At 58.1% G+C, this 10,890-nt stretch carries 13 protein-coding genes; 4 read left to right on the plus strand and 9 right to left on the minus strand.

From position 1 onward, the window contains the following. Nucleotides 1-471 (minus strand): ISAs1 family transposase (locus B7X49_RS15330; protein ID WP_286840081.1); only part of this gene is annotated, 471 nt, incomplete at its 3' end. 335 nt (nt 472-806) lie between these two features. Here B7X49_RS15330 and B7X49_RS15335 point away from each other — a divergent pair. After that, nucleotides 807-1,688, plus strand: coding sequence for a LysR family transcriptional regulator (locus B7X49_RS15335; RefSeq protein ID WP_286840084.1), 882 nt, complete (start codon nt 807-809; stop codon nt 1,686-1,688). On the opposite strand, the gene B7X49_RS15340 is transcribed toward B7X49_RS15335, so the two are convergent. The 4 genes from B7X49_RS15340 to B7X49_RS15355 all read right to left on the minus strand — a co-directional run bounded on the left by B7X49_RS15340 (nt 1,666) and on the right by B7X49_RS15355 (nt 6,258). Further along, nucleotides 1,666-2,439: an enoyl-CoA hydratase/isomerase family protein gene (locus B7X49_RS15340; RefSeq protein ID WP_286705099.1), complete on the minus strand. Its 774-nt coding sequence runs from the start codon at nt 2,437-2,439 to the stop codon at nt 1,666-1,668. The two genes, B7X49_RS15335 and B7X49_RS15340, sit on opposite strands and share 23 nt — an antisense overlap. Next, nucleotides 2,436-3,605 carry a CaiB/BaiF CoA-transferase family protein gene (locus tag B7X49_RS15345; protein WP_286705098.1) on the minus strand — a complete coding sequence of 390 codons (1,170 nt, stop codon included), beginning with the start codon at nt 3,603-3,605 and terminating at the stop codon, nt 2,436-2,438. The genes B7X49_RS15340 and B7X49_RS15345 overlap by 4 nt, the downstream gene beginning before the upstream one ends. A gap of 29 nt (nt 3,606-3,634) precedes the next feature. Beyond that, nucleotides 3,635-5,110 carry a short-chain fatty acid transporter gene (locus tag B7X49_RS15350; RefSeq protein ID WP_286705097.1) on the minus strand — a complete coding sequence of 492 codons (1,476 nt, stop codon included), beginning with the start codon at nt 5,108-5,110 and terminating at the stop codon, nt 3,635-3,637. 62 nt (nt 5,111-5,172) lie between these two features. Further along, entirely contained in the window at nt 5,173-6,258 is a 1,086-nt protein-coding gene (locus B7X49_RS15355; RefSeq protein ID WP_286705096.1) for an aromatic ring-hydroxylating dioxygenase subunit alpha, read from the minus strand. A gap of 204 nt (nt 6,259-6,462) precedes the next feature. Between B7X49_RS15355 and B7X49_RS15360 the strand changes: the two genes are divergently transcribed. Next, entirely contained in the window at nt 6,463-7,434 is a 972-nt protein-coding gene (locus tag B7X49_RS15360) for a PDR/VanB family oxidoreductase (protein ID WP_286840088.1), read from the plus strand. Between the two features lie 36 nt (nt 7,435-7,470). On the opposite strand, the gene B7X49_RS15365 is transcribed toward B7X49_RS15360, so the two are convergent. The 4 genes from B7X49_RS15365 to B7X49_RS15380 form a co-directional block, all read right to left on the minus strand. Beyond that, a complete protein-coding gene (locus B7X49_RS15365) occupies nt 7,471-7,887 on the minus strand; it encodes a nuclear transport factor 2 family protein (protein ID WP_286705094.1) in 417 nt (138 codons plus the stop codon). 149 nt (nt 7,888-8,036) lie between these two features. Then, on the minus strand, nt 8,037-8,456 hold the full coding sequence (locus B7X49_RS15370) for a secondary thiamine-phosphate synthase enzyme YjbQ (protein WP_286705093.1): 420 nt from the start codon (nt 8,454-8,456) through the stop codon (nt 8,037-8,039). After that, nucleotides 8,453-9,049 carry a tyrosine-type recombinase/integrase gene (locus B7X49_RS15375; RefSeq protein WP_286705092.1) on the minus strand — a complete coding sequence of 199 codons (597 nt, stop codon included), beginning with the start codon at nt 9,047-9,049 and terminating at the stop codon, nt 8,453-8,455. The genes B7X49_RS15370 and B7X49_RS15375 overlap by 4 nt, the downstream gene beginning before the upstream one ends. Nucleotides 9,050-9,198: 149 nt before the next feature. Further along, entirely contained in the window at nt 9,199-9,456 is a 258-nt protein-coding gene (locus B7X49_RS15380) for a WGR domain-containing protein (RefSeq protein ID WP_286705091.1), read from the minus strand. 464 nt (nt 9,457-9,920) lie between these two features. Here B7X49_RS15380 and B7X49_RS15385 point away from each other — a divergent pair, with 464 nt between their 5' ends. Further along, nucleotides 9,921-10,184, plus strand: coding sequence for a ribbon-helix-helix domain-containing protein (locus B7X49_RS15385; protein ID WP_029314344.1), 264 nt, complete (start codon nt 9,921-9,923; stop codon nt 10,182-10,184). Nucleotides 10,185-10,187: 3 nt separating this feature from the next. After that, nucleotides 10,188-10,607: a putative toxin-antitoxin system toxin component, PIN family gene (locus B7X49_RS15390; protein WP_029314343.1), complete on the plus strand. Its 420-nt coding sequence runs from the start codon at nt 10,188-10,190 to the stop codon at nt 10,605-10,607. Nucleotides 10,608-10,890: the final 283 nt, after the last annotated feature.

The following is a 10,890-nucleotide window of genomic DNA, read 5'->3' on the forward strand; positions in this document are numbered from 1 at the left end:
CTCCAGCAGTTTCGGCACCGCGGTGATCTCGTTGGATTTGGCATCGGTGGCAATCTGGGCCAGCACCAGACGTTGCTCGCAGCCCCAGGCACTGACCATATGCAGCGGGGATTTCTCGCTGGCACGATCGAAAGAGCGGCGAAGAACCTTACCGTCGATCGCTACAACACCACGAACGGTATCGGCAAAGCGGGCCATGAAGTGTTGAAAGGCGGCGCTAAACTGCTTCGGATCGAGCTGCCGGAACAGCCGGCTGAAGGTGTCGTGACTGGGCAGCCCATGTTCAAGCTTGAGAAAGCCGCGCAGGAAGCTCTCTTTTGCTTCGGCGAACCGCGACATTGCCACCGCACTTTGCCCGCCGCACAGGGTAGCGCAGAGCGCGATCATCAGCAGTTCATGAAAATCATGTAGCGCGGCATTGCCAGTTCGAGGATCTTCCAACCCCTCCCAGCAGGTGGCAAATTGTTCCAAGGCAGCCTCCAGCGATCATTAACGACGCCAAAGGGTAGAATCGATCACGCCCGTGTCGCGCAAGCGTTCATCCGCCTGTCAAGCAAATTCCAAATGCGAATCCCCTGTGGCGTACCCGCCCTTTTGGCCCTCTTACAGACTTTATCCTTAACTGCAAAGAGATATCTCAGAATTCTGGTTTAGCTTCGGTGCAGGGAGCGATGTGAAGGAGGTCAGCGGGCAGTGATGGTTCACCGGAACGCGCAGGATGCGCGGAACTTGAATTGCCAAGCGTCTCACAATACCAAGGGCGGCGAGCAAAGCGAGGAGCGGCAATGAGCATAATCTCGCTTCACATGAAGCATTTCGAAACCTTTTTCTGGGCAGCGCGACTCGGTAGCTTCACGGCAGCAGCCGAGCGGCTGAATTCAACGCAGTCCGCCGTTTCCATGCGGATTGCCGAACTTGAACTACGCTTCGGCAGACCCGTTTTTGAACGGCTCAACCGGAAGGTCATCCTGACGCCGAAAGGCGAGGAGTTAATGGATTACGTTGAGCGATTGCTGCAGCTGGCGGAAGAGATGCAGGAACGGGTGGCAGCGCCAGAGACAATCTCAGGTGTAGTGCGGATCGGGATAACTGAGGTCATCGCCTTAACCTGGCTGCCCCAGTTGGTTGAAGTCCTTCACAAGCGCTTCCCGAACGTCAAGTCCAAATTCAACGTCGCTCTGACGGAGGAAGTGATGGCGAAGCTCCATGCAGGCGTCGTAGATCTGGCGCTTGCACCCTGCCGGTCTTTTGAGGCGGGAATAAACGCGCAGTCTCTTGGCAACGTTGCTTTCGAATGGATGGCAAGTCCGCTCTTAAACCTCCCTTCGGGACCGCTTGGGCCTGAGGAACTGCAGGCACAGCGCATCATCGTGCTTCCGCGGGAATCATTCCACCACCGGTCAATCGAGGCGTGGTTTCAGTCAAAAAAAGTCGTTTACCGGCCAAGCGACGAGTGCAACAGCATGAGCGTTGTCGCTCTGCTGACAGCATCCGGTGTTGGGATCAGTCTGCTGCCTCCGATTTGCTACCAAACCGAGATCTCAGCCGGATCGCTGCGAGTGCTGCGAACCGAACCGGTGCAACGGCTGGTCGAATTCTTCGCCATCACGCTTCCGGAAAAGTTTGACGCGTTGAATCAGATCGTTGCTAACCTTGCCGTCGAGGTCAGTACTTTTCTGAAGTCTTAGCGTGCCGTGACTTTTCCTGCCGTGCCGCCTCCGCGTATTGTCCTAGACGCTCCCGCAGGCCAGGCCTCGCCACACTGCGGGCAAGCATTGCGAGGTCATGGTCCGCATCGCCGAATGGGCGGCGAGTATTGGTGACGAGAGTGCGGACGGAAAGGTCGTCTAGGGCAGTCATTTCCTTGCTTAGACGATCAATCTCCGAATCTGCCGCGTCGGCATCCAGGACGTGCGTCAGTAGGCCGCAGGCCATGGCCTCATCATCTCGGATGACGCGTCCGCTTATCAGGATATCCTGCGCCACCGCTGCCCCGGTAATGGCAGCGAGGCGGCGGGTACCCAGCGCGACGCCAAAGCGATAGCCGGGAAAGCGAAATCGGGAGGACCCGACACCGATACGATAATCACAAGCGGCAACCAGGTCTGCTCCGGCACCATACGCAGCACCGTTGACGCAGGCAATTGAAAGGAATGGTGCCGAAGACAGAAGCTGAAATACCTGCTCGATCCGGATGAAGCGGAGTGACAGATCACCATCGCTTTCCACTTCATATCCGGAAAGATCAAAGCCGGCGCAGAAGTTCGAGCCTGTACCCCGCAAGACTAGAATTCGTGTACCGTCGACGGCTGCTGTCTCAAGGCAAGCCAGCATTGGTTCGACCAAAGCAGGGCCCATCGCATTGGCTCGCTCGGGACGGTTGAGTATCAGCTGGCACACGCGTCGCTCGTCCGGTGGCACGACCTCGACGGCGCTCACGGCATCACCAGTGGTAACCATTCATTCATTATGATTTCGGTATCTTGTCCCAACGTCGGCGGCATGCGGCTGATGTTGAACCTGTATCCCGAAATGCGTACGGGAAAACCAACAGTCTTTGTCTGGACACCGTTCGGCAGCATCAATTCGTGGAGCAGGTCCATCGACGCCACATGGGGATCGGCAAGAATGGCCGCGAAATCGTTGACCGGCGCGCAGGGTATGCCCTCCGCGATGAGATCGGCAAGCCACTCGTCTGCAGTGCGCGCCAGGAACACTGGGGCGAGGATGGCTTCAAGTTCCTTCTGGTTCTTCGCTCGCCGGACCTGCGGGGTGAATCGTTCGTCTGCGGCAAGTTCGGGCAGACCGACAACGATGCAGAATTTTTGCCAGAGAACCTCGTTACCAGCCGCGACAACGAAGAACCGATCTTCGGCACGATAGGCCTGATATGGTGCGTTGCGCGGGTGGGCGGAACCCAGCCGTGCCGGCGAGCGCCCGGTGCCAAAATATTCACTGGTTTGCAAGGCGGCGACGCCGAGGAGGCTGCCGAGCATTGAACAATCGATTGCCGCACCAATGCCGGTGTCGGAGCGTCTGCGGAGTGCTGCCAGGATGCTGAAGGCGGCATAGAGGCCGGCGGTAAAATCGCCCACCGGCACGCCGCATTTTGTTGGGCCGCCCGTGTCCTCACCGGTGACGCTCATAAGGCCGCTTGCGGCCTGGATCGTGACGTCGAATGCACCCTGACTGGCATAGGGGCCGTGCTGGCCGTATCCGGAGAGTGAGCAATAAACCAAGCCCGGATTGAGAGCAGAAAGATCGTCGTAGCCGAGGCGGAGCTTGGTCAGCACGCCGGGTCGAAAGTTCTCCACCACAACATCCGCCTTCGAACAGAGAGCGAGCAGACGGCGGAGGTCGTCGGGATCCTTGAGGTCTATCGCGATACTGCGCTTGTTCCGGTTAAGTGAGGCGAAATTGCCGCTGTATTCGCCATCCTCCCCCGGGATCAACGGCGGCCAGCTGCGCATGCCGTCCCCGCCGTCGGGCCGTTCGACCTTGACTACGTCGGCGCCAAGATCGGCGAGCAGCATGCCGACAAAGGGACCGGCGGCGATTTGCCCGAATTCTAGTACACGGAGTCCAGTCAATGGTCCAACAGTCATTCAAAAACTCCAGGCTTGTGGATGATGACTCAGTAGGGCGCGAAGGCAGGGGCGACCAGCAAGTAGACGGCGCCGAAGAAAACCGAGAGAAAGAGGAAGCTCGCGAAGGTGAAGCCGAGAACGCGCCGCACTCCCACTCCAGCGATCGCCACGAGGGGGATGGCCCAAAAAGGCTGCAAGAGGCTCGATGCCAGCTCACCGCTGGCCACCCCCATGGATGTTGCTGCCATCGACGCGTGCAGCCGCAGCGCAGCCGGAATCGTGAATGGCCCCTGAACCGCCCAATGCCCACCGCCGCTGGGGATGAACAGAGTTATGATAAGCGAGCCGGCATAGCTCCAGAACGGCAGGGTCCACTTGGACGCGAGATGAACGAAAGCCGTCGAGATAACCTTGGCGAGGCCGGTGGCCGACATAATACCCATGATCCCACCATAGAACGGGTATTGCAGCATCATCTGGCCCGTCACCTTGGCGGCGGACGAGATCGCACGAACATACGCGCCCGCGCTGCCATGGAACAGCAGTCCGGCGATCAGGAAGATGAAGATGACTGTATTGATGTCGAGCGCGATGCCGTGACTGCTCCATTGGAGGAAAAGATAGCCGACGCCGGCGGCAACGAAAACCAAGGTGCACAGCGGTGATCGTTCGAGCTTTGCGGCGAAGGTATCGCGCCGCTCGACCGCCTCCTGTTCGACATTGTCCTCGGCGAGTGCAGCCGGGTCGATCGGAATCGCGGCCCCATCGGTCGGGCGGATTGCGAGGTACATTAGCGGCAGGCAAAACATCGCAATTAGGCCGGGCACGAAAACCCAGGGTGCAAATACCGTTTGCGCGAGCGGGATGACTGCGTGCGTCTCCTTTTCGATGAAATTGAGCGGGCTGCCACGGGTGGCGATCGAAAGTGCAATGGAACTCGACATGCCAGTGAAGGTCCAGAGTACCCAAGCGCTATAGCTGGCTGCGACAAGCCAAGCAAAATCAACCCGAACCCGCTTCGCGACCTCCTTTGAAAGCATTGCGCCGACTACTAAGCCGAAGCCCCAGTTCAGGAAGGTTGCGATGCAGCCGCCAACGAAGACCACGGCAAGTGCTGATCGTGGACCTGTCGCCAGCGTACAGACTTTGTGCAATCCGCGCTTTATTGGCCTCGCATTAGCTAGCGCATAGCCGGTAACAAGAATCAGAATCATTTGAAACGCGAAGGTAAAAATGTTCGTGATTCCGGCATACCATCCGATAAGGATGTGCGCCGGAGTTCCGAGCGGCGCCAAGAGATATGCGGCGGCTGCAGTGATGACAGTCAGCAGGATTACCAGCACGAACGGATCCGGCATGATCTGTTCGAAGACATAAACGCATGAGCCGACTGCACGTTGCAGGTAGGTGCCGCCAAATGTCATCGAGTTGGCATCAGGGTTAATAGCGGTGATAGTGCTTGGCTTCTCCATAAAACGTTCCCCAGTTTTGTTTTTTTGTTCGTCGGTGTCCTGAACCCGCAATGACCAGAAACCTTCACCACGGATTGTGGCGTACTCCCTAGCTCCAGACAGCAAAGCGTTGATTAAGCGACTGCGTCTTGTGGCCGGGGGGCCTCGGCACGTTCCATTTTGGCAAGAAGCTGCCGCGCCCGCCGCAGTGCTGCATCGGTACGAAGGAAGACTTCGGAGTAGCCTGCATCGGGGTAGTCAAACATCTTTTGCTGCTTTTCGAGGGCCCAGTGATCTTCGGCCATGACGGCCGGGAACGTCTCGACGAACTGTTGCAAAACCGGCTTGGTCGGATCGCTCTTACACATCAAGCCCTTCGGTAAGTTCACGATGAGCCGCCAGACATGATTGCGCCGGTCGACCGGTGTATGAGCATGAAGTATGATGTAGCCTCGCTCGCTCGCAGCATCTCCCATCTTGCCGTCTGGCCAAACGCGCATCTGCACACGCGTGAGGCCCGGGTTGACCATGAAATGGGTATGGTGCCGGTCGACTACATCGTAGCCAAAATACTCTTCCAGAAACGGCGGCTGTTTGTAGCCGGAAACTTCCCGGACGGTGCCGACAAAGGCATTACCGTCCTTTACGCCCTCCTCAAGCTTCACGGGAATCTTACTGTTCTCGAGATCACCAATATTACCATCATGCAACGGAAAAAAATGCGTGATGTCTAGTAGGTTTTCGATCAGTAAGAGCGAGTTGGTCGGTACCGCGACCGGGCCTTTCACGTCGGCAGTGTCCCATTCGTCGCTGAGGACTTCGGGCGTGCGCGGCGGTTTCGTGCCCTGCGCGCGGGTGGGATCGCCCGGCCAGAGCCATATTAGCCCATCCTGCTCCATCACCGGAACCTCGCGCAGCTTTGCCTGCGGCGGAATATGGCCGTCCGGATGCGCTGGAACGCGGACGCAGGCACCATCAGGGTTGTAGCATAACCCGTGATAGGCGCATTGTAGCAGACCGTCCTCGAGCAACTTGCCAGCGGAGAGCGGCATGCGCTTGTGGCAGCAGCGATCGTCGAACGCTACCAGCTTACCCTCCTCGGTACGCCATAGGACGATCGGCCGTTCGGCGACAACTTGCCCGTGTAGCACCGAAACTTGGAAATCACCCGAAAGGCCGACTATGTACCAAGTGTCTTTTACGAGGACGTCGTTGTTCATCATTAATTTCCTCCTTAAGATATTCGCTCAGTACTGGCGGACCCGCGCAAGATGTCAAACCAGAATTGTTGATCAATGTGCTTCATGATTCTGAATGCGTGAATGCTGCATCGCAATATTCTAAATCTAACATCAGCTTTCGTGATGGATAGCGATAAGAATTTATTCATTGTTATGGAGCGGTTTAAGATCCAGTAGTCCGAAATGCGAAACGACACAGGCGCAGGAACTATGATTTTAAAAGTCACAAAAATTACCAATCTCGCGGAGGGAATAAACGCCTACGATCTGATCGATCCCGGAGGCTGCGAATTGCCAGAATTCACTGCAGGTGCGCATGTCGACCTGCATTTGCGCAACGGGCTGATCCGGCAATATTCGCTTTGCGGGGACCCTTCGGAACGTTCTCGCTATACGGTGGGCGTCCTAAGGGAGCAGGCGGGACGCGGAGGTTCAGCGTTCCTGCACGACAATGTCCTGGTAGGGACCTCGATCGAGGTATCGGTGCCACGCAATAATTTCCGGCTTGTCGCGGCGGAACGCTATGTCTTCATCGCTGGCGGAATCGGCATCACGCCAATCATCCCGATGCTGGGAAAAGCACAGGCGCGGGGCACAGATTTCAAGCTGTATTACTGCACGAGATCGCTGGCTCGGACGGCGTTCCACGATGAGTTGCAGGAATTATGCGCCGACGGGCGGGCGGTAATCCATCACGACCAGGGCGATCCGACCCGGGGGCTCGATTTCACACATATCCTGGCAGAGTATGAAGCCGGCACGCATCTCTATTATTGCGGACCCGGGGGCCTCATGATGGCGATCGGCCAGGCGAGTTCACACTGGCCGCCCGCTTCCGTTCATTGCGAGTATTTTGCTGCACCTGCCCGGCCCGCGGCATCTCTTGATGCCGACAAGCCGTTCCGGATCAGGATTGCCGATACACGTGCCGAATACGAGGTGCCGATCGGCGAAACTATCGTCAATGTGCTGCGGAAGAACGGATTTTTCGTCGATACTTCCTGCGAGACCGGTTATTGCGGCACGTGTATGACGCGCTATGTCGGCGGAACGCCGGATCACCGCGATACGGTGTTAGATGCCAAGAGCCGTGAAAACTACGTATTGATCTGCTGCGCCCGCTCCAGGACGCCGGTGCTGGAGCTAGATATCTGACCAGACTTCCACAGTGCGTGAAAAAATACAGAGGTATTACAACGGGATGTCGCCTGTTTTGATTTTCAGGTACTCGTGCGCGAGCTTGCCATCGCGGAACTGGAAGATCGCGACCAGCGGAATTTCGACTGTCTGTCCGGTTGGCGGAGCGCCTGGCAGCATCCAATCGACCGCCGACGTGTGAGTGAAGCTGAAGAACATCTCATCGACGATCCGATCATGGCCGCCCGCTCGGCTTACCGGAATCATTCTGGTATCGGGCGGGTTACCGCCGATGAAATGGTATTCGTAGAAGCGTTTGAGCTGGTCGTGCCCGACACCACCGGTCATGGTCGGAATGTGGTTGACGTAGGGTTCAGCAACCATGGTCGCCATTGTGGCGTCCACATCGCGAGTCTCGAATTCGTAGCGGCAGTGCTCCTCCCACAGGGTTTCGAGGTTATGGTCCGCCATGATTGATCTCTCCGTCGGTTGAAAGGCGAGGTTCGCATGGGTCGAGGCGATTGGCCAGGGTCTGCCCCATCCGCCGAAGGTCAAATCGCCGCTTGTTCGACCTCATCGAGGGAGAGTGCGTCGGTCGTTCGGTCATAGAGTTTCGCGGTTCACTCCCCCAGCAAATGCAACACGATCTCTCGCCGATGGGGTTGGCGTCGATGCTCGAACAGATAAAGCCCCTGCCATGTCCCGAACACCGGCCGTCCGGCCGCCACCGGAATGCTGATCTGGGTTTCGGTCAGCATGGTGCGCAGATGTGCGGGCATATCGTCCGGTCCCTCGTCCTCATGCTCATAACGACCGGTATCCTCGGGCACGAGGGCTTCGAAAAATTGGAGGATATCCGTCCGCACGGTTGGGTCGGCGTTTTCCTGGACTGTGAGGGACGCCGAGGTATGTCGGCACCATACCGTCAGTAGCCCTGTCTCGATCCCCTGCGTCGCGGTCCAGTCCACCACGGGCCGGGTGATATCGGTCAACCCTTTGCCCCGTGTCTCGATGGTCAGCCGATGCAGCGCCTGTCTCATCCCCACATCCGCCGAGCGATATCCTGCTCTTCGGCGCCGATCGCATCGGCGTAGATCGCGGTGGTGGAGAGTTGCGCATGGCCGAGCCATTTTTGGACCAGGTTGAGCGGGATGCCGGCGGAGACCGCGGCCACGCCGAACCCGTGGCGCAAGCCTTTGGGGGAAGCGTGCGGACCGGTCAGTTCGGCCGCCACCATCACCGCACGGACAGCACGCCAGCCGGTCATGCGCGACCAGGGCCAGAGCCGGATATCGCGCCCCCTGTCGCGGCGCGACTGGCACTCGCGGATGCCGTGGACCAGATCGAGGGCTTCGAGCAGGGCAGGGGGAACCGGCACCGGTCGGTAGATCCCGCTGCGACGCCTCTTGAGGGTTTCGAACACCAGCACGCCGGATGACAGATCGACCCGATCGGCGGTGAGGGCGAGTGCTTCGGATAGGCGGCAGCCGGCATAGGCGAGCGTCATGCACAGTGTTCGGACCTGGCGATCCTCACGCTCCGCCCCGCGGAGGAAAATCGATCGTTCTGCCGCGGTCAGATACTTGCGTGCTCCGGTGGCATCGAACAGGCTCATGCCTTGCGAGCCGCCCATCTGGGTGATCGTTCGGGGCTGCCATCGTCGGGGATTTGGCAACCCGTCGCTCTGTCAGCGAAGGTTTGGTATCTGCCAAGCCCTTGTCCCCAGGCTTATCCCGGCTTCTGTGGATAACTGGCGGGCGCCGCTTCGGGGATGAGGCTGGATCAGGTGGCATGCTGATCCTGATAGCCCCGTTGTCGTTTGCGACGGGCGAGGGTGGCGAGCGCATCGAGGGCGCTGCCGAAATCCGCATAAGGTTCGAGCCGCATCCGGCAATTGCGGCCGATCCGTCCCCAGCGTCGTGCCAGGACGACGGCGCCGAACAGATCCGCCACGACCTCGATCTGGTAGTACCGGCGCTCGTTCAGTTCCGGCCGGATCCGGGTAAGGGTGACCCGTTCGGGAAACAACAGCAACTGCACCGCGGCAGGACGATGTATCCGAACCGAGCGCCGACGCGACGGGCGTCGGACGCCTGCGCCGGCGGGTTCAATTTCGGGGGAACCGGATGAAACGGGCGACATTGTCCGCGAATTGTATCACCAATGCTCCAAGGACGGAACGGTCAAAATGATCGTGAGCGACGAGATGTCAGCTTCTGGTGGCGGGGCGGAAAGGGCAGGGGGGCGCCGTCGTTCCAGACAGTACCAGCATGTTGGCTAATGTCGTTCGGCGTCGGTCCACCAGTCGGGTCTCTGATTCACCAACCGGCGCGGGCAGGGCTCGGAAGGTTCACGGCGCGATGAGCGGTGGCAGCATGTTACAGTATTACTCATAGCGTATCGCAATCCGCTATGTGGTACGTCACCAAGATACAGATAACGGTTGCCTGAAAACCAATAGGTTGTTATGGTGGTAAACACCTAAGCGCCTACAGGATGGTGCCATGCCGAATGATATGACGACCAGATGGACCGTATCAGTTTCCAAAGAAACCGATATTACCGTGCGGAGCTTTCTGGCTCAGCGCGGCATGAAAAAAGGTGACCTGTCGAAATTCATCGAGGAAGCCGTCAAATGGCGTGTGCTCGATCAAACAATGGCCGATGTCCGCGGTCGATTTGCCGATATGCCGGCCGACGAGCTTGAAGCCATGATCGACGAAGCCGTCTCGGCTACGCGCCAGGCACACGTCCTGAAATCAGCCTAAAGCGTGCGTCTGATCCTCGATACCAATGTCCTCATCAGCGCATTGCTCTCAAGCGTTTCACTGCCGGCTTACCTTGTCGTTCTATGGCGCGAGGGCAAATTCGACCTCCTCACCTCGACCGAGCAGCTCGACGAACTCATACGGGTGACGCGATATCCAAAGATCCGGGAACGGCTGCATCCGTCCCTGGCTGGCCGTCTCATCAACGAGATCCGCGATCTCGCCATTCCCCTTTCCGATCTCCCCGTCGTTACCGTGTCGCGGGATCCCCATGACAACTATTTATTGGCGATGGCGGCGGTTGGTGCGGCCGACTTTCTGGTGACAGGCGATAAGGGTGACCTTCTTCCGCTCAAAACGTACGACGGGGCCAAAATCCTTACAACGCGCGAATTTCTTGTGCTGCACAAAAGACTACCATGATGCGAACCTTCGCTTGAGTGACAACTAGGCGTCGGATAACAGTCGGCCTGCCTCCCAACGAAAATCAACAGCATTTCTACAGAGTCATTAGGGAGTTAAAGTCTGATGCATGAGGTAGATGGATGAAACTAAAAAATCAAGTCGTACAGGAAGTATCTGGACAGGATCAAGTAATTCTAGAAACTACCGTGCCTATCCGGTTGACTCAGACACCCACTAGGGCTAGTGGCCCCCGCCATGGCGGCCATTGACATTCACCAGCGTGACGAACTGGCTTTTCCCC

Origin of the sequence: Acidiphilium sp. 34-64-41 (assembly GCF_002282635.1) — a bacterium.
Taxonomy (GTDB): domain Bacteria; phylum Pseudomonadota; class Alphaproteobacteria; order Acetobacterales; family Acetobacteraceae; genus Acidiphilium; species Acidiphilium rubrum.

Excerpts from the sequence above, each read along its gene's own strand:
- B7X49_RS15335 (WP_286840084.1), top strand. The coding sequence starts at position 807 with ATGAAGCATTTCGAAACCTTTTTCTGGGCAGCGCGACTCGGTAGCTTC.
- B7X49_RS15360 (WP_286840088.1), top strand. The coding sequence starts at position 6,463 with ATGCGAAACGACACAGGCGCAGGAACTATGATTTTAAAAGTCACAAAA.
- B7X49_RS15345 (WP_286705098.1), bottom strand. The coding sequence starts at position 3,605 with ATGACTGTTGGACCATTGACTGGACTCCGTGTACTAGAATTCGGGCAA.
- B7X49_RS15365 (WP_286705094.1), bottom strand. The coding sequence starts at position 7,887 with ATGGCGGACCATAACCTCGAAACCCTGTGGGAGGAGCACTGCCGCTAC.
- B7X49_RS15370 (WP_286705093.1), bottom strand. The coding sequence starts at position 8,456 with ATGAGACAGGCGCTGCATCGGCTGACCATCGAGACACGGGGCAAAGGG.
- B7X49_RS15385 (WP_029314344.1), top strand. The coding sequence starts at position 9,921 with ATGCCGAATGATATGACGACCAGATGGACCGTATCAGTTTCCAAAGAA.
- B7X49_RS15355 (WP_286705096.1), bottom strand. The coding sequence starts at position 6,258 with ATGAACAACGACGTCCTCGTAAAAGACACTTGGTACATAGTCGGCCTT.
- B7X49_RS15375 (WP_286705092.1), bottom strand. The coding sequence starts at position 9,049 with ATGGGCGGCTCGCAAGGCATGAGCCTGTTCGATGCCACCGGAGCACGC.